General features: G+C 70.9%; 5 protein-coding genes and 1 riboswitch. All 5 genes read left to right on the top strand.

Annotation, left to right across the window (positions count from 1 at the left end):
* Window positions 1-9,164 (top strand): non-ribosomal peptide synthetase (locus A5700_RS03235; protein ID WP_068204450.1); only part of this gene is annotated, 9,164 nt, incomplete at its 5' end.
* Window positions 9,161-16,807, top strand: a complete 7,647-nt coding sequence (locus A5700_RS03230; RefSeq protein ID WP_068067128.1) for a non-ribosomal peptide synthetase — start codon at window positions 9,161-9,163, stop codon at window positions 16,805-16,807. The genes A5700_RS03235 and A5700_RS03230, both read left to right, overlap by 4 nt.
* A 492-nt stretch (window positions 16,808-17,299) precedes the next feature.
* Complete coding sequence (locus tag A5700_RS03225) at window positions 17,300-17,884, top strand: carboxymuconolactone decarboxylase family protein (protein ID WP_068067125.1); 585 nt, start codon at window positions 17,300-17,302, stop codon at window positions 17,882-17,884.
* Window positions 17,885-17,916: 32 nt separating this feature from the next.
* A complete protein-coding gene (locus A5700_RS03220; protein WP_068067123.1) occupies window positions 17,917-19,038 on the top strand; it encodes a nitronate monooxygenase family protein in 1,122 nt (373 codons plus the stop codon).
* Between the two features lie 119 nt (window positions 19,039-19,157).
* Window positions 19,158-19,327: riboswitch (M-box (ykoK) riboswitch) on the top strand.
* 289 nt (window positions 19,328-19,616) lie between these two features.
* Entirely contained in the window at window positions 19,617-19,880 is a 264-nt protein-coding gene (locus tag A5700_RS03215) for an Rv1535 family protein (protein ID WP_068204447.1), read from the top strand.
* Window positions 19,881-20,025 lie beyond the last annotated feature (145 nt).

Raw genomic sequence — 20,025 nt, 5'->3', positions numbered from 1 at the left:
CCGCCACCGCGAGCTACACGAACCACGGCCCGGTGGGCCACTTCGGCCTGTTCTTCCTCGGGGCCGGTGACCAACTCTTCCTGAGCACCGCGGGACCGGGCCAGCCGTTCGCGAACTTCGGCGTCGCCGACCTCGCCGAACGCCTGCAGCAGATCCTGGCCGAGATGACCGCCGACCCCGAACGAGCGTTGGCCTCCGTGGACCTGCTCAAGGCCGACGAACCGGCCCAGCTCGACGCGTGGGCCAACCGGGCGGCGCTGCAGGAGCCGGACGCCCCGTGGGTGTCCATCCCCGAAGCGTTCGCGGAGCACGTCGACGCCACCCCCGACGCGCAGGCGCTGACCTTCGCGGGGCAGACGCTGACCTACCGGGAACTCGACCAGGCCGCCAACCGGCTGGCGCACCACCTGGCGGGCCACGGCGTTGGGCCCGGAAACTGTGTGGCGCTGCTGTTCCCGCGATGCGCCGACGCGATCATCGCGATGCTCGCCGTGCTCAAGACCGGGGCGGCGTACGTGCCGGTCGACCCGGCGCATTCCGGGTCACGCATGGAGTTCGTGCTGTCCGACGCCGCGCCCAGCGCCGTCATCACCTCGGCGGACCTGCGCTCGCGGCTCGATGGGCGCGACCTGCTGGTGGTCGACGTGCACGACCCCGCCGTCGAGGCGCAATCCAGCGACCCGCTGCCGGCGCCCGATCCCCGTAACGTCGCCTACGTCATCTACACCTCCGGGACGACTGGCACCCCCAAGGGCGTGGCTATTGCCCACCACAATGTCGCCTGGCTGATCGAGTCCCTCGACGCGGGGCTGCCGCCGGGACGGGTGTGGACCCAGTGTCACTCCTCGGCGTTCGACTTCTCGGTGTGGGAGATCTTCGGTGCGCTGCTGCGCGGCCGTCGGCTCCTGGTGGTGCCCGAGTCGGTGGCCGCCAACCCCGAGGACTTCCACGCCCTGCTGGTCGCGGAGCAGGTCAGCGTGCTGACCCAGACGCCGTCGGCGGTCGCGATGCTGTCGGCCGAGGGGCTGGAGTCGACCGCGCTGGTGGTCGCCGGCGAGGCGTGCCCCACCGAGGTCGTCGACAAGTGGGCCGCACCCGGCCGCACGATGATCGACGCCTACGGCCCGACCGAGACGACGGTGTGCGCGACCATGAGCACGCCGCTGACGCCGGGTTCCGCGGTGGTGCCGATCGGTGCGCCGATCGCCGGCGCCGCGGTGTTCGTGCTGGACAAGTGGCTGCAGCCGGTTCCGGCCGGGGTGGTCGGGGAGCTTTACCTGTCCGGCCGCGGCGTCGGGATCGGTTACGTCGGCCGCGCCGGTCTGACCGCGTCGCGCTTCGTCCCCAACCCGTTCGGTGGGCCGGGGGCCCGGATGTACCGCACCGGCGACCTGGTGTGCTGGGGTCCCGACGGGCAGCTGCAGTACCTGGGTCGCGTCGACGAGCAGGTCAAGATCCGCGGTTACCGCATCGAGCTGGGCGAAATTCAGTCCGCACTGTTGAGTCTGGACGGCGTCGACCAAGCCGCCGTGATCGCGCGCGAGGACCGTCCCGGGGACAAGCGGCTGGTCGGGTACATCACCGGCACCGCCGACCCGGCGGAGCTGCGCACCGCCCTGGCCGACCGCGTGCCGCCGTATATGGTGCCCGCCGCCATCGTGGTGTTGGACGCGATCCCGCTGACCGCCAACGGCAAGCTCGACAAGCGCGCGCTGCCCGCGCCGGAGTACTCCGCCGGCGAGTACCGCGCCCCCGCCGACGCGGTCGAGGAGATCCTGGCCGACATCTACGCACAGGTCCTCGGCATGGAGCGGGTGGGCGTCGACGACTCGTTCTTCGACCTGGGCGGCGACAGCATCCTGTCGATGCAGGTGGTGGCCCGGGCGCGCGCGGCCGGGGTGATCTGTCGGCCGCGCGACGTGTTCGTCGAGCAGACCGTGGCCCGCCTGGCGCGGGTGTCCGAGGTGGCCGCCGAGGGCGAGTTGGGCGCCGCCGACGAGGGCCTCGGGCCGGTCGTCGCGACGCCGATCATGCGCTGGCTGGCCGGCATCGAGGGGCCGGTCGAGCAGTTCAACCAGACGATGGTGCTCGCCGCCCCGGCCGGGGTGAGCGAATCCGACGTGACGGTGCTGTTGCAGGCGCTGCTGGACCGGCACGCCATGCTGCGGGTGCGGGTCGACGACGACGGCCTCGGCGGCTGGTCGCTGCAGGTGCCCGACGCCGGCTCGGTGCGGGCCGGCGACCTGCTGCAGTCGGTCGAGGCGTTGTCGGACGAGGCGCTGGTGGCGGCGCGGGCGCGGCTGAACCCCAGCAACGGCGTGATGCTCAGCCCCGTGTGGGCGACGTCGACCAACCAGCTGGCGTTGATCATCCACCACCTGTCGGTGGACGGGGTGTCGTGGCGCACGCTGCTGGAAGACCTGAACATCGCCTGGGCGCAACACCACAACGGCCAGCCGATCGAATTGCCGTTGCCCGGAACGTCTTTCGCCCGCTGGTCGTCGGTGTTGGAGGACTACGCGCGTCGCCCCGAGGTGGCCGAGCTGGCCGAGCGGTGGCGGCAGGTCGCCGCGACCCCCGCCGTGCTGCCGGCGGTGCGTCCGGACCAGGACACCTACGAAACCGCGGAGCAGCTGGCTGTTTCTCTCGACCCCGAGACCACGCGCCTGCTGCTGGGCGAGGTGCCCGCGGCGTTCCACGCCGGCGTGCAAGACATCCTGTTGATCGCGTTCGGCCTGGCGTTCACCGAATTGCTGGGCACCCGCACGCCGATCGGCATCGACGTGGAGGGCCACGGGCGGCACGAGGAACTGGCGTCGCGGGTGGACCTGTCCCGCACGGTCGGATGGTTCACCGCCAAATACCCGGTGGCGGTGAAGATCAACGGGCGGCTCGACTGGTCGCAGGTCGTCGCCGGCGACGGCGCGCTGGGCGCAATCGTCAAGGACGCCAAGGAACAACTGCACGCGCTGCCCGATGCCGTCACCTACGGGCTGCTGCGCTACCTCAACCCCGACGTCGACCTGGGCGGTGCCGACCCGGTCATCGGGTTCAACTACCTCGGCCGGTTGGGCGCGGGCGCCGACCTTTCCGACGAGATGTGGCGCATCGGGACGGACAGCCTGGCCGTCAGCGCCGTGGCGACGGCCGTCCCCATGCCGTTGGCGCACACGGTGGAACTCAACGCCGGCACGATGGACACCGACGCGGGTCCGCAACTGCACGCCAACTGGAGCTGGGCGCCGTCGGCGTTGACGCGCGAGCAGGTCACCCGGTTGAGCCAGCTGTGGTTCGAGGCGCTCGCGGGGATCTGCGACCACGTCCGCGGTGGCGGTGGCGGTCTGACGCCGTCGGACATCGCCCCGGCCCGGCTCGATCAGCAGCAGATCGACGCGCTGTGCGCGCAACACCAGGTCGCCGACGTGTTGCCGCTGACCCCGGTTCAGCAAGGGTTGTTGTTCCACACCAGTTTTGGGCAGGCCAGCGACGACCTGTACGCCGTGCAACTGGGCATCACGGTCACCGGTGCGCTCGACGCGCAGCGGCTGCGTGAGGCCGTGCAGAGCGCCGTCAACCGCCACCCCAACCTGGCCGCGCGGTTCCTGGAGGACTTCGGCGAGCCTGTGCAGGTCATTCCCGCCGATCCCCAGATCGCTTGGCACACCTACGAATTGGCTGCCGACGACGGCGTCGACGAACGGGTCGAACAGATCGCCGCGGCCGAGCGCACCGCCGTGTGCGAGTTGGCCACCCAGCCGACCTTCCGCGCCGCGCTGATCCGCACCGGCGCCGACCGGCACCGCTTCTTACTGACCATTCATCACATCGTGGTCGACGGGTGGTCGCTGCCGGTGCTGTTGCAGGACGTGTTCGCCAGCTACTACGGTCAGCGGTTGCCCGCGACGCCGGCGTACCGCAATTATCTGACGTGGCTTGCCAATCAGGACCACGCCGCCGCGCGGGCGGCGTGGGGCGAGGCGCTCGCCGGGTTCGAGGCACCCACGCTGGTGGCCCCGCCCGGCAAAGCGGGACGACGCGGCGTCGCCGCCTACACGGTGTCTGCGGACACCACGCGCGCGGTGGGCGAGTTGGCGCGGGCGTGCCGCACCACCGTCAGCACGGTGCTGCAGGCCGGTTGGGCGCAACTGCTGATGTGGCTGACCGGCCAGCACGACGTGGCGTTCGGCACCGCGGTGTCGGGGCGCCCGACGGAGCTGCCGGGCGCGGACGCGATGGTGGGTCTGCTGATCAACACCGTGCCGGTGCGCGCCAACATCGCCGCGGCCGGCACCGTCGCCGACTTGCTGGAGCAGGTGCAGCATTTCCACAACGAGACGCTCGAGCACGAGCACCTGGCGCTCAACGAGATGCACCGCGCGACCGGGCACGACCAGCTGTTCGACACGCTGTTCCTCTACGAGAACTACCCGATCGACGCGGGCGCGCTGCTCGGGGTCAACGAGTTGGCCGTCACCGACTTCAGCAGCCGCGAATTCAACCACTACCCGCTGTCGGTGGTGGTGACGCCGGGTCACGAGCTGAGCCTGCGGGTCGAGTACGACACCGAGGTGTTCGACGCCGCCGACGTCGAGAGGCTTGTCGAGCGGTTGCGCCAGGTATGGGCGGCGATGAGCGTCGATGCGGCGCAACGGTTGTCCGCGATCGATCTGCTGGACGCGGCCGAGCACCAGCGGCTCGACGAGTGGGGAAACCGGGCGGTGCTCACCCAGCCCGCCGGCGCCCACGAATCCATCCCGGAGCTGCTGGCCGCCCAGGTGGCCCGCGCGCCGGAGGCGGTCGCGATCAGCTGCGGCGACCGGTCGCTGACCTACCGCGAGCTCGAGGAGTCGGCAACTCGCTTGGCGCACTTGCTGATTGGCCAGGGCGCCGGCCCCGGGGAGCGCGTCGCGGTGGTGCTGCCGCGCTCGGCCGAGGCGATCGTCGCCATCTTCGCGGTGCTCAAGACCGGCGCCGCCTACGTGCCGATCGACCCGAGTGTGCCCGCCGCGCGCATGGAATTCGTGCTCGGCGATTCCGCGCCGGTCGCGGCGGTGAGCAACGCCGACGTACGGTCGCGCCTCGACGGATTCGACCTGCTGATCGTCGACTACGACGACCCGGCCGTGCACGCGCAATCCACCGAGCCGCTGCCGATTCCGGCCGCGGACAACATCGCCTACATCATCTACACGTCCGGCACGACCGGCACCCCCAAAGGCGTGGCCATCCCGCACCGCAACGTCACCCAATTGCTCGAGTCGCTGGACGCCCAGCTCGGGCTGGGACAGGTGTGGACGCAATGCCACTCGCTGGCCTTCGACTTCTCGGTGTGGGAGGTCTTCGGTTCGCTGCTGTACGGCGGGCGTCTGGTCGTGGTGCCCGACGCGGTGGTGCGGTCGCCAGAAGAGTTGCACTCCTTGCTCGTTCGCGAACAGGTGAGCGTGCTCAGCCAGACCCCGTCGGCGTTCTACGCGCTGCAGAGCGCGGACGCGCTGGCGCCCGAGCTGGGTCAGCAGTTGAAGCTGCAGACCGTCGTGTTCGGTGGCGAGGCGCTCGAGCCGCAGCGGCTGTCCACCTGGCTGCACGCCCACCCCGGCTTCCCCCGGATGATCAATATGTACGGCATCACGGAGACGACGGTGCACGCCTCGTTCCGCGAAATCGTGCAGGCCGACATCGACGACAACTCCAGCCCCATCGGCATCCCGCTGGCCCACCTGGGCTTCTTCGTGCTCGACGGCTGGCTGCGCCAGGTGCCGGCGGGCGTGGTCGGGGAGCTGTACGTCGCCGGCGGCGGCCTGGCCGCCGGGTATGTCGGCCGCTCCGGGTTGGCGGCGTCCCGCTTCGTGGCCTGCCCCTTCGGCGGCCCGGGGGACCGGATGTACCGCACCGGTGACCTGGTCCGCTGGGGTGCCGACGGCCAGCTGCAGTACCTGGGCCGCGCCGACGAGCAGGTGAAGATCCGCGGCTACCGCATCGAGCTCGGCGAGGTGCAGGCGGCCCTGGCGGGGCTGGCCGGCGTCGACCAGGCCGCAGTGATCGCCCGCGAGGACCGACCGGGCGACAAGCGCCTCGTCGGCTACGTCACCGGGACCGCCGACCCGGCCGAGGTGCGCGCGCGGCTGGGCGAGACCCTGCCGCCGTACATGGTGCCGGCCGCCGTCGTGGTGCTCGAGGCGCTGCCCCTGACGGTCAACGGCAAGCTCGACAGCCGGGCCCTGCCGGCGCCCGAGTACTCCGACGTCGACCGCTACCGCGCCCCCGCGGACGCGGTCGAGGAGATTCTCGCCGGTATCTACGCCCAGGTGCTGGGCGTCGAGCGGGTGGGCGTCGACGACTCGTTCTTCGACCTCGGCGGCGACAGCATCCTGTCGATGCAGGTGGTGGCCCGGGCCCGTGCGGCCGGGGTGATCTGCCGGCCGCGTGACGTGTTCGTCGAGCAAACGGTGTCGCGGCTGGCCCGCGTCGCCACGTTGGGCACCGGCGACGACGGCGTGGTCGACGAGGGAACCGGTCCGGTGGTCGCCACCCCGATCATCAGGTGGCTGGCCGCCATGGAGGGCCCCGTCGAGCAGTTCAACCAGAGCATGGTGGTGCAGGCGCCCGCCGGGGTCGGCGAGGAGGACGTCCTCGCCGTGCTGCAGGCGTTGCTGGACCGGCACGCCATGCTGCGGTTGCGCGTCGACGACGACGGCGCCGGCGGTTGGTCGCTGGACGTTCCCGAGGCCGGCACGGTGCAGGCCAGCGGATGCCTGCAGACGGTCGAGGCGCTGTCCGAGGACGCGCTCGTCGCCGCGCGGACCCGCTTGGACCCCGCCGCCGGCGTGATGCTGAGCGCCGTCTGGGCGTCCGGGACCAACCAGCTCGGCCTGATCCTGCACCACCTGGCGGTCGACGGTGTGTCGTGGCGAATCCTGTTGGAAGACCTCAACATCGCCTGGGCTCAGCACCACACCGGGCAGCCGGTGGAGCTGCCGGCCGGTGGCACGTCGTTCGCCCGGTGGTCGTCGCTGCTCGAGCAGCACGCCAAGCGTGCCGACGTCGTCGCTCATGCCGAGGCGTGGCGGCAGGTCGCCGCGACGCCGGCGGTGCTGCCCGCCGCGCGTCCCGAGGACACCTACGTCACCGCGGGTCAGCTGTCGGTGTCGCTGGACGTCGACACCACCCGTTTGCTGTTGGGGGAGGTGCCCGCCGCGTTCCACGCCGGCGTGCAGGACATCCTGCTGATCGCCTTCGGCCTGGCATGGACGCAATTCGTGGGCACGAACGCGCCGATCGCCATCGACGTGGAGGGCCACGGGCGCAACGAGGAGCTCGGGCCGCACGTGGACCTGTCGCGCACGGTCGGCTGGTTCACCAGCAAATACCCGGTCGCGCTGCGCGTCGGCGGCCTCTCCTGGGGCCAGGTCGTCGCCGGTGAGGACGGGCTGGGCGCGGTGGTCAAGGACGCTAAGGAGCAGCTGCGGAGCCTGCCCGACGGCCTGACCTACGGGCTGTTGCGCTACCTCAACCCCGACGTGGACCTCGGCGGGGCCGACCCCGCCATCGGGTTCAACTACCTGGGCCGGTTGGGCGGCGGCGCCGCGGAGCTCTCGGAGGAGCTGTGGCGGCTCAGCCAGGACAGCTTGCCGATGGCCGGAGCCGCGTCGGTGGTGGCGGTGCCGCTGCCGCACACCGTCGAGCTCAACGCCGGCACCATGGACACCGAGGCCGGCCCGCACCTGCAGGCCAACTGGACCTGGGCCACCTCGGCGCTCAGCGACAAGCAGATCGGCCGGCTCAGCGAGCTGTGGTTCGACGCGCTGGCCGGGATCTGCAACCACGTGCGCAGCGGTGGCGGCGGGTTGACACCGTCCGACGTCGCGCCGGCACGCCTGACGCAGGCCGACATCGACGACATGCAGCAGCGCTACCCGGTGGCCGACGTGCTGCCGCTGACCCCGCTGCAGCAGGGGCTGCTGTTCCACACCGGGACGGCCCACGGCAGCGACGACCTGTACGCGGTGCAGCTCGACATCACCGTGACCGGGGAGCTGGACGCCGACCGGCTGCGTCAAGCCGTGCAGACCGTCGTCAACCGGCAACCGCACATCGTCGCCCACTTCACCGACGAATTCGGCGAGCCGGTACAGATCCTCGCCGCCGAGCCGCAGCTGGCGTGGCAGTACCTCGAGCTCACCGGCGACGACGTCGAGGCGCAGGTCGAGCAGTTCAGCGCCGGCGAGCGCGCCGCCGTGTGCGACCTGGCGGGCCAGCCGCCCTTCCGGGCGGCGCTGCTGCGCACGGCGGACGCGGGCTACCGGTTCGTGTTGACCAACCACCACATCGTGCTCGACGGGTGGTCCAAGCCGCTGCTCCTGCAGGAGATCTTCGCCAGCTACTACGGGGTGCGGCTGCCCGCGCCGGTGCCGTATCGCAGCTTCATCGCCTGGCTCGCCGAACAGAACCGCGAGGCGGCCCAGGCGGCGTGGCGTGAGGTGTTCGCCGGATTCGACACTCCGACCTTGGTGGGCCCGTCCGGCCGGCTACGGCTGGGCGCGCGGGGCGTCGCCGAGTTCACCGTGTCCGAGGACACCACGCGGGCGCTGGGCGAGCTGGCCAGGTCGTGCAGCACCACCGTGAGCACCGTGCTGCAGGCCGCCTGGGCGCAGCTGTTGATGTGGCTGACCGGTCAACACGACGTCGCGTTCGGCACGGCGGTGTCCGGTCGCCCGACCGAGCTGGCGGGCTCGGACTCGATGGTCGGCCTGCTGATCAACACGGTCCCCGTGCGGGCCAGCATCGGCGCGGAAACCACCATCGCCGACCTGCTCAACCAGCTGCAGGGCGCCTACAGCGACACGCTGGATCACCAGCATTTGGCACTAAACGATATCCATCGTGTAACGGGACATGACCAACTTTTCGACACAATGTTCGTGTACGAGAACTATCCGCTCGATTCCGCCGCATTATCGGCCGTCGGCGAGTTGACTATTAACCGGTTCACGAACCGCGAATACAACCATTACCCGCTTTCGGTGCAAGCCGTGCCCGGCCAAGAACTGGGGCTGCGCGTCGAATTCGACACGGACGTGTTCGACGCGCAGAGGATCGAACGTCTAGTTGAGCGGCTAAAACGGGTATTGGTAGCCATGACCGCAGATGTGGAGGAGCAGTCATGACCGTCGGTGCAGGACGGCGATTGTTGTCGATCGATTTGCTGGATGGCGGCGAGCACGACCGGCTCGACGAGTGGGGTAACCGGTCAGTGCTGACCGCCCCGCCGGCCAAGCCCGTGTCGATCCCGAGCATGTTCGCGGCGCAGGTGACACGGGCGCCGGAGGCGCCCGCGCTGACCTTCGACGGCCGGACGATGACGTATCGCGAGCTCGACGAGGCGGCGAACCGGCTGGCGCATGTGCTGGCCGACCAGGGCGCGGGCCCCGGTCGCTGCGTCGCGCTGCTGTTCTCCCGCTCGGCCGACGCGATCGTGGCCATCCTGGCGGTCCTCAAGAGCGGGGCGGCCTACCTGCCGATCGACCCGGCGCTGCCGGCGGCCCGGATGGAGTTCATGCTGGGCGACGCCGAGCCGATCGCCGTCGTCACCACGGCGGGCCTGCGGTCCCGCCTGGACGGCACCGACCTGCCGATCGTCGACGTCGCCGACCCCGCGATCGAGGAGCAGCCGAGCACCGCGCTGCCCGGCCCCGCGGCCGACGACCTCGCGTATGTGATCTACACCTCGGGCACCACCGGGGTTCCCAAGGGCGTCGCGGTCACGCACCGCAACGTGGCCTCGCTGCTGGCCTCCCTACCCGCCGGGCTGTCGTCTCGCCCCGCCCAGGTGTGGTCGCAGTGGCACTCGCTGGTGTTCGACGTCTCGGTGTGGGAGATCTGGGGCGCGCTGCTGCACGGCGGCCGCCTGGTCGTCGTTCCCGAATCCGTGGCCGGCTCTCCGGAAGACCTGCACGATTTGCTGGTCGCCGAGCAGGTGACCGTGCTGCACCAGACCCCCTCGGCCGTCGGCATGCTGTCCTCGGAGGGCCTGGAGGCGACGGCGTTGGTGGTGGCCGGCGAGGCCTGCCCCGCCGAGGTCGTGGACCGGTGGGCGCCGGGCCGCGTGATGATCAACGCCTACGGCCCGACCGAGGCCACCGTCTACGCGGCCATGAGCACGCCGCTGAGCGCGGAGAACGGCGCGCCCCCGATCGGTTCGCCGGTTCCCGGCGCCGCGCTGTTCGTGCTGGACAAGTGGCTGCGCCCGGCCCCCGAAGGCGTCGTGGGAGAGCTGTACGTGGCCGGCCGCGGCGTGGCGACGGGGTACGCCCGCCGCGCCGGGCTGACCGCGTCGCGTTTCGTGGCGTGCCCGTTCGGCGCACCCGGCGGTCGGATGTATCGCACCGGCGACCTGGTCCGGTGGGGCACCGACGGGCAACTGCAGTACCTCGGCCGCGCTGACGAGCAGGTCAAGATTCGCGGCTACCGCATCGAGCTGGGGGAGATCCAGTCCGCGCTGGCGGCGCTCGAGGGCGTCACGCAGGCGGCGGTGATCGCGCGCGAGGACCGTCCCGGCGACAAGCGGCTGGTCGGCTACATCACCGGCACCGCGGACCCGGCCGAGATTCGCGCCCAACTGGCCGAGAAGCTGCCGTCGTACATGGTGCCGGCCGCGGTGGTGGTGCTCGAGACGCTGCCCCTGACGGTCAACGGCAAGCTCGACAAGCGGGCGCTGCCCGCGCCCGAATACCAGAAGCGGGCCGGCCAGTACCGCGCCCCGGCGACCCCCACCGAGGAGACACTGGCCGCCATCTACGCCCAGGTGCTGGGCGTGGAGCGGGTCGGCGTGGACGACTCGTTCTTCGACCTCGGCGGCGACAGCATCCTGTCGATGCAGGTGGTGGCCCGGGCCCGGGCGGCCGGCGTGATGTGCCGCCCTCGTGACGTGTTCGTCGAGCAGACCGTGGCCCGGCTGGCCCGGGTGGCCGGCGTCGTCGACGACTCGGAGAACCTGGTCGACGAGGGGATCGGTCCGGTGGTGGCCACGCCGATCATGCGGTGGCTGCAGACCGTCGACGGGCCCGTCGACCAGTTCAACCAGACCATGGTGCTGTCCGCCCCGAGCGATGTGACCCAGGACGACGTCCACGTGGTACTGCAGGCCCTGCTGGACCGGCACGCCATGCTGCGGTTGCGGGTCGACGACGACGGCGCCGGTGGCTGGGCCCTGCAGGCGCCCGAGGCCGGCTCCGTGCACGCGGCGGAGTGCGTGGACACCGTCGAGACGCTGTCGGACGACGCGCTGGTCGCGGCCCGGTCGCGGCTCAACCCGGCCGCCGGGGTGATGCTAAGCGCGGTGTGGGCGTCCTCGACGAACCAGTTGGCGCTGATCATCCACCACCTGGCGGTGGACGGGGTGTCGTGGCGGACCCTGCTCGAGGACCTCAACATCGCGTGGGCGCAGCACCACAGCGGGCAGCCGGTCGCGCTGCCGACCGGCGGGACGTCTTTCGCCCGGTGGTCGACCCTGCTGCAAGAGCACGCCGGCCGTCCCGAGGTGGTCGCGCTGGCCGAGCGGTGGCGTCAGGTCGAGGCAACCCCGGCCGCGTTGCCGGCGGTGCGCCCCGACCAGGACACCTACGTCACCGCCGAGCAGCTGTCCGTGGCGCTGGACGTCGAGACCACCCGGCAACTGCTGGGCGAGGTGCCCGCGGCGTTCCGGGCCGGCGTGCAGGACATCCTGCTGATCGCCTTCGGCCTGGCCTGGACCCAGTTCAAGGGCGCCGACACGCCGCTGGGTGTCGACGTGGAGGGCCACGGCCGCCACGAGGAGCTCGGCTCGCACGTCGACCTGTCGCGCACCGTGGGGTGGTTCACCACCAAGTACCCCGTCGCGCTGAGCATCGACGGGCTGGATTGGGACCAGGTGGTCGCCGGTGCGGCGCCGCTGGGCGCCCTGATCAAGAACGCCAAGGAGCAGCTGCGGGCCCTGCCCGACGGCCTGACGTACGGCGTTCTGCGCTACCTCAACGACGACGTCGAACTGGGCGCGTCGGACCCGGCCGTCGGGTTCAACTACCTCGGCCGGCTGGGCGCTGCCGCCGACCTGCCCGGCGAGCTGTGGCGGCTCGACCCGGACAGCCTGTCGCTGTCCGGAGCGGCCGCGGCCGTGCCGATGCCGCTGATGCACACCCTCGACCTCAACGCCGGGACCATGGACACCGAGTCCGGGCCGAACCTGCACGCCAACTGGACCTGGGCGCCGTCGGCGCTGGACCGTGAGCAGGTCACCCGGCTCAGCGAGCTGTGGTTCGAGGCGCTGGCCGGGATCTGCGCCCATGTGCGGGGCGGCGGCGGCGGGCTGACCCCGTCCGACATCGCGCCCGCGCGGCTGAACCAGCAGCAGATCGACGCGCTGGCCGCCGAGCATCAGATCGCCGACATCCTGCCGCTGACTCCGCTGCAGCAGGGCCTGCTGTTCCACGCCAGCTTCGCCCAGGACCCGGGCGACGACGTCTACGCCGTGCAGCTGGGCATCACCGTGACCGGCGCTCTGGACCAGCACCGGTTGCGCGACGCCGTGCACACCGTCGTCAGCCGGCACCCCAACCTGGCGGCCCGGTTCTGCCCGCAGTTCGGCGAGCCGGTGCAGGTCATCCCGGCCGACCCGGTCTCGGCGTGGCGCTACATCGAGCTGGGGGGCGAGGACCTCGACCCCGATGAGAAGGTCGAGCAGCTGTGCGCGGCCGAACGCGCCGCGGTCAGCGACCTGGCGCACCGGCCGGCCTTCCGCGCCGCGCTGATCCGCACCGCCGACGACCGGCACCGCTTCGTGCTGACCAACCACCACATCGTCATGGACGGCTGGTCGCTGCCGATCCTGCTGCGCGAGATCCTGTCGCACTACTACGGCGAGCAGCTGCCCGCCCCCGCTACCTACCGCAGCTACCTGACCTGGCTGGCCAGCCAGGACCGGGCCGCCGCGCAGGCGGCGTGGAGCGAGGTGCTCGCCGGTTTCGACACGCCCACCCTGGTCGGCCCGCCGGCACGGCTGGGCCTCGGCCGGCGCGGCGTGGAGTCCTACCGGATGTCCGCCGAGCACACCCGCGCTCTCGGCGAGCTGGCCCGCGCCTGCCACACCACCGTGAACACGGTGCTGCAGGCCGGCTGGGCGCAGCTGTTGATGAGATTGACCGGTCAGCACGACGTCGCCTTCGGCACCGCCGTGTCCGGGCGGCCCGCCGACCTCATCGGCGCCGAATCGATGATCGGCCTGTTGATCAACACGGTGCCCGTGCGGGCCAGCGTCGGCGCGGACAGCACCGTCGCCGACCTGCTCAGCCAGCTGCAGCAGCACCACAACGACACGCTGGACCACGAGCACCTGGCGCTGAGCGACATCCACCGCGTCACCGGGCACGACCAGCTGTTCGACACCCTGTTCCTGTACGAGAACTACCCGATCGACACCAGCGTGCCGCTGGGCTTCCACGAACTGGCCATCACCGACGTCAGCAACCGCGAGTACAACCACTACCCGCTCTCGGTGATGGCGTTGCCGGGCCGGGAGCTGGGCCTGCGGGTGGAATACGACACCGAGGTGTTCGACGCCGCCGGCATCGAGACGATCATCGAGCGATTCCAGCGCCTGCTCGCGGACCTGACCGCCGACCCGGCCGGCCGCTTGATCGCCATGGACGTGGTCGACGAGCGCGAACACGCCCAGCTGGATCAGTGGGGCAACCGGTCGGTGCTCACCGCGCCCGCCGGCGCGGCGTCGTCGATCCCGGAGCTGTTCGCCGCCCAGGTGGCGAAGACCCCCGATGCTCCCGCGCTGGCGTTCGACGGCCGCTCGATGACCTATCGGCAGCTGGACGAGGCCGCCAACAGGTTGGCCCATCTGCTGGCCGGGCGGGGCGCCGGGCCGGGGGAGCGGATCGCGCTGTTGTCCCCCCGCTCGGACAAGGCGATCGTCTCGATCCTGGCGGTGCTCAAGACCGGCGCGGCGTACGTGCCGATCGACCCGGCGCTGCCCGCCGCGCGCATCGAGTTCCTGCTCGAGGACGCGGCTCCGGTCGCGGTGGTCACCACCGCGGAGTTGGGCGCCCGCCTGGACGGCGCCACCGTCGTCGACGTCGACGACCCGGCCCTGCACACGCAGCCCAGCACCCCGTTGCCGGTGCCCGCCGCCGACGACCTGGCCTACCTCATCTATACGTCGGGCACCACCGGCGTGCCGAAGGGCGTCGCGGTCACGCACCGCAACGTCGCCCAGCTGCTGCAGTCGCTGCACGCCGCGCTGCCGGAGGGCGGCACGTGGGCGCAGTGGCACTCACTGGTGTTCGACGTCTCGGTGCACGAGATCTGGGGTGCGCTGCTGCACGGCGCCCGCCTGGTGGTCGTGCCCGAGTCGGTCGCGGCCGCGCCCGACGAGCTGCACGAGCTGCTGGTCGCCGAGCAGGTGACCGTGCTGCACCAGACCCCGTCGGCGGTCGGGATGCTCTCGCCGGAGGGCCTGGACGCCATGGCGTTGGTGGTGGCCGGCGAGGCCTGCTCGGTCGAGGTCGTGGACCGGTGGGCGCCGGGCCGCGTGATGATCAATGCCTACGGCCCGACCGAAGGCACCGTCTACGCGGCCATGAGTGCGCCGCTGCAGGCGGGCACCGGTTCCGCCCCGATCGGCGCCCCGGTTCCGCAGGGCGCGCTGTTCGTCCTGGACAAGTGGCTGCGGCCGGCGCCCGCCGGCGTGGTCGGCGAGCTGTACATCGCCGGTCGCGGCGTGGCCACCGGTTACGCGCGCCGCGCCGGCCTGACCGCGTCCCGCTTCGTGGCGTGCCCCTTCGGCGCGCCCGGCGGCCGGATGTACCGGACCGGTGACCTGGTGCGCTGGGACTCCGAGGGCCAGCTGCACTACCTGGGCCGCGTCGACGAGCAGGTCAAGATCCGCGGCTACCGCATCGAGTTGGGCGAGATCCAGGCGGCCATGGCCGGCCTCGACGGGGTGGACCAGGCGGCGGTGATCGCCCGCGAAGACCGCCCCGGCGACAAGCGGCTCGTCGGCTACATCACCGGCACCGCCGAGCCCGCCGACGTGCGGGCGCAGCTGAGCGGGTTGCTCCCGGCGTACATGGTGCCGGCCGCGGTGCTGGTGCTCGAGGCGCTGCCGCTGACGGTCAACGGGAAGCTGGACAGGCGCGCCCTGCCCGCCCCGGAGTACCAGAAGCGCGGCGGCGAATACCACGCGCCGGAGAACGAGACCGAGGAAATCCTGGCCGGCGTCTTCGGCCGGGTGCTCGGTATAGACCGGGTTTCGGTGGAGGACTCCTTCTTCGAGCTCGGTGGGGACTCGCTGTCGGCCATGCGGGTGATCGCCGAGATCAACACCGCCGCGGACGCCGCCCTGTCGGTGCGCACCCTGTTCGACGCGCAGTCCGTCCGGGCCCTGAGCCAGCGGCTCAACGACGGCGGTGACGGGGCCGGCGCGGCCGGTCCGGGCTTCGCCGCGGTGCACGGCGCCGACGCCAAGGAGGTGTACGCCCGCGACCTGACGCTCGACAAGTTCCTCGACGAGACGACGCTCGCCACGGCGCCCACCCTGCCCGGCCCGAGCGCAGAGGTGCGGACGGTGCTGTTGACCGGTGCGACCGGCTTCCTGGGCCGCTACCTGCTCCTGGAATGGCTCGAGCAGCTGGAGCTGGTCGACGGGACGCTGATCTGCCTGGTGCGTGCCAAGTCCGACGAGGACGCGATGCGGCGCCTGGAGAAGACGTTCGACACCGGCGACCCGGACCTGCTGCGGCACTTCCACGAGCTGGCGAAGGATCACCTGCAGGTGGTCGCGGGCGATAAGGGACAGGCCAACCTCGGCCTGGACGAAGCCACCTGGCAGCGGCTGGCCGACACCGTCGACCTGATCGTCGACTCCGCGGCCGTCGTCAACGGTGTGCTGCCCTACGCCGAGCTGTTCACCCCCAATGTGGGGGGCACCGCCGAGCTCATCCGGTTGGCGCTCACCACCCGGATGAAGCCCTACGCGTACGTCTCGACGTCGGACGTGGGCCGCCAGATCGAGCCGTCGGCGTTCACCGAGGACGCCGACATCCGGGAGATCAGTGCGACTCGGGTCATCGACGGCAGCTACGCCAACGGCTACGGCAACAGCAAGTGGGCCGGTGAGGTGCTGCTGCGGGAGGCGCACGACCTGTGTGGCCTGCCGGTGTCGGTGTTCCGCTCCGACATGATCCTCACCGACACCCGGTTCGCCGGGCAGCTCAACGTCGCGGATGTGTTCACGCGGATGATCCTGAGCGTGGTCGCCACCGGGACGGCGCCCAAGTCGTTCTACCGGCTCGACGACGACGGCAACCGCCAGCGCGCGCACTTCGACGCCCTGCCGGTCGAGTTCGTCGCCGAGGCCGTCGCGACCCTGGGCGCCCAGGTCGTCGAAGGGTTCGAGACCTACCACGTCATGAACCCGCACGACGACGGCATCGGCCTTGACCAGTTCGTCGACTGGCTGATCGAGGCCGGTTACCCGATCGAGCGGGTCGACGACTTCGGCGAGTGGCTGCAGCGGTTCGAGGCCGGGCTGCGGGCGCTGCCGGATCACCAGCGGCAGAACTCGGTGATGCAGATGCTGCTGCTCTTGCTGCAGGACCCCAAGAACCTGCAGCCGGCCGAGCCCGCCCACGGGTCGTTCGCGCCGACCGACCGCTTCCGTGCCGCCGTGCAGGAAGCCAAGCTCGGACCGGACAACGACATTCCGCACATCACCGCCCCGGTGATCGTCAAGTATGTGACGGATCTGCAGCTCCTCGGGTTGCTGTAAGTCCAGCTGCCGGTCGGGCGCGCCTCACGGAACCGCGCCCGGCCGCGCACGCCCCGATACCGCCGCCGGCGTACCGCAGGTTGTGGTAACCGGCTGAGTCAGTACCTGCGGTATGCCCAAAGTTCATCTGCTTAAACAGCGGCTATTTTTCTCGGAAAGTTCTGTTCAGTCGGTCTGTTTTGTCGGCCATTCTTTTGCGCTGCGTTGAGTGTCGGATTCCGGTTTCCCGCGCCGGATCTACGCCGCCGAATGGCGTGTCTCCACTAGCGACGCACGCCATTTCTTCTGCCGGCGCGAATCGCCGTCAGAACAACGGCGGCCTAGCTCCTGCCGGTCGTCCACCGCACCGCTGGAAAGGCGTCGTTTGACAACGCCTTGGGACGCCCCGGCCGGGCGGTTGCCGACCCCAGGGGCTGCGGCCGGGGTCGGGTGTGCGGACTAGGCGGGCCGGGTAGTCAGACGGTGCCGTTCAGCCCACGAAAGGCCCACACGATGACTACAGCGCGCGTGCCCGCTCTGCCGCCCGAGGAGGCGAAGGCCGCCGCCGACGAAGCCGCCGTGCCCAATTACATGGCCGAGCTCTGCATTTTTCAGGTGCTGCTCAACCACCCGCCGCTAGCCCGGGCGATCAACGACCTGCTCGCCACCATGCTGTGGCACGGCACCCTGGATCCGCGGTTGCGCGAACTGGTGATCATGCGGATCGGCTGGCTCACCGCCTGCGACTACGAATGGACGCAGCACTGGCGCGTCGCCACACGGCTGGGGGTCAGCGAGGCCGACCTGCTGGGCGTGCGGGACTGGGCGACCTACGACGGCTTCGGCCCCGCTGAACGGGCGGTGCTCGCCGCCACCGATGACGTGGTGCGCCAGGGCGCGGTCAGCGCGACCAGCTGGGCGGCGTGCGAGCGCGAACTGGGCGGTGCCACAACGGTTCTCGTCGAGTTGGTCACCGCCATCAGTGCGTGGCGCATGGTCGCTTCGATCCTGCGAAGTCTCGACGTGCCGCTGGAGGACGGTGTCCCGAGTTGGCCGCCGGACGGCCAGGGGCCGCGCGTCGGATCCCAAAGTCATTGACTTGCCAGTCGATAACTCCTAGCGTCCTGCGGATGCGGACCAGGGTCGCCGACATGCTCGGCGTCGAATTCCCGATATGCGCCTTCAGCCATTGCCGTGACGTGGTTGCGGCCGTGACCAACGCCGGCGGTTTCGGGGTCCTCGGGGCCGTCGCGCACAGCCCCAAGCGCCTCGACAGCGAGTTGACCTGGATTTCGGAGCAGACCGGCGGCAAGCCCTACGGGGTCGACCTGCTGCTGCCGCCCAAGTACGTGGGCGCCGACGCGGGTGGCATCGACGCCACGCAGGCCCGCACCATGTTGCCCGACGAGCACCGCGCCTTCGTCGACGACCTGCTGACCCGCTACGGCGTCACCGCGCCGCCCGCGCCGCCGCGGGCGTCGGCGGGCGGCCTCAACATCTCGCCCAAGGGCTACGAGCCGCTGCTGGAGGTCGCGTTCGCCCACGACATCCGGCTGATCGCCAGCGCGCTCGGGCCGCCGCCGGCCGACCTCGTGACGCGCGCCCACGACCACGACGTCCTGGTGGCCGCCCTGGCCGGGACCACGCGCCACGCCCAACGCCACGCGGCGGCCGGCGTTGATCTGGTCATCGCGCAAGGCACCGAGGCCGGGGGTCACACGGGCGAGGTGTCCACGATGGTGCTGGTCCCGGAGGTGGTGGACGCGGTGGCGCCGACGCCGGTGCTGGCCGCCGGCGGGATCGCCCGCGGCCGCCAGATCGCCGCGGCGCTCGCCCTGGGCGCCGAGGGCGTGTGGTGTGGGTCGGTCTGGCTGACCACCGAGGAAGCCGAGACGGCGCCCGTCGTCAAGGAAAAGTTCCTGGCGGCCAGCTCGTCCGACACGGTGCGGTCCCGGTCGATGACCGGCAAACCGGCGCGGATGCTGCGCACCGCCTGGACCGAGGAGTGGGAACGCGCCGAGAACCCCGATCCGCTGGGGATGCCGCTGCAAACCGCGCTGGTCACCGAGCCGCAGGTGCGCATCAACGCCGCGGCGGCGCACCCCGACGCCAAGGCCCGCGAGCTGGCTACCTACTTCGTCGGGCAGGTGGTCGGTTCGCTCAACCGGGTACGGCCGACCCGGGCGGTGGTGCTCGACATGGTGGAGGAGTTCATCGATACCCTCGGGCGGCTCGAGGGCCTCGCCGACTGAGGCAACCCGCCCCGCTAGCTGGCCGAACGCTGTGCACTTTCCGGGCGTAAACGTAAAGATCGTGACACGCCGGCGCGGAGATTTGACCATGTCAGGGGCGTCGTGCATGATCGGTCGGGTAAGCACCTCGTTAGGTGAGGCGTCTACACGAATACAGGCCACTGACCCCGAACGTCGAAAGACGCCCCGGGTCAGGACAGCTCCTCCCGGCTTAAGGGTTGAGCCCAGGTGGCTTCCGGATTGTCGGACACGTCGTGTGGTGCCGAAGCTCTGACGAGAGGGGTGCGGTTTCTCCGACGGTGGTCGGGTTTCTGCTCCTTTTGCTGCGCATGGATCGTGCGGAACAGTCGCACGGCCGCGACCGCGAGGAGGTGAGGGACAGATGAGTTCTAACGACAGTCCGGACCGAAGTCCGAACGGCGTCTCGTCCCGATCCGATCTTTCGGAGCGACCCTCTTCCTGAGCGCTCGCAACGCAAACCGCTTGAGCGGCTGAGCGTTTCAAGATCGGAACCGGCACGGGGCCTCGACACGTCAGTCCAGGTAGTTCTCGTTGCCAATCCTGCACAGGAGACGATCATGACCGCAGCTCTGTACGACGAAGTGGTGACCGTAACCACCGTCCCCACCCTGACGGTGGTGCGCGACACCGACACCGTCGCCGAAACCTTCGCCCCGACGATCCAGACGGCCCCCACCAAGGCCACCCCCCGCGCCGACGCCGCGCCGTTCGGCTCGGGCGGCGACCCGCTGGTCGACGGTGCCGCCCGGCTGCTGACCATCGGCATGCGCCACGTCTACGCGGCGCTCTGGCGAGTCGGCGTGCTCGACGTCCAGGCGTAACTCCCATGGAGTGCGACCAACGCTTCGTGGGGCCCCAAGGGGCTACCCGGCCGCAGGGTCAACCCTGAGGCCAGGTAGCCCCTTGGGGCGCGCCGTTCGTAGAATCGTTTAGTGGCGTCGATCCGGCCATCACCGGGGAGCTTTC

Origin of the sequence: Mycobacterium sp. E1214, assembly GCF_001666755.1 — a bacterium.
In the GTDB taxonomy this organism is placed as follows: Bacteria; Actinomycetota; Actinomycetes; order Mycobacteriales; family Mycobacteriaceae; genus Mycobacterium.
Note: the sequence above shows the minus strand (reverse complement) of the source record. Positions and strands in the feature narration are given on the sequence as shown.

Coding starts and splice junctions, on each gene's coding strand:
- A5700_RS03230 (WP_068067128.1), top strand. CDS start 9,161: ATGACCGTCGGTGCAGGACGGCGATTGTTGTCGATCGATTTGCTGGAT.
- A5700_RS03225 (WP_068067125.1), top strand. CDS start 17,300: ATGACTACAGCGCGCGTGCCCGCTCTGCCGCCCGAGGAGGCGAAGGCC.
- A5700_RS03220 (WP_068067123.1), top strand. CDS start 17,917: ATGCGGACCAGGGTCGCCGACATGCTCGGCGTCGAATTCCCGATATGC.
- A5700_RS03215 (WP_068204447.1), top strand. CDS start 19,617: ATGACCGCAGCTCTGTACGACGAAGTGGTGACCGTAACCACCGTCCCC.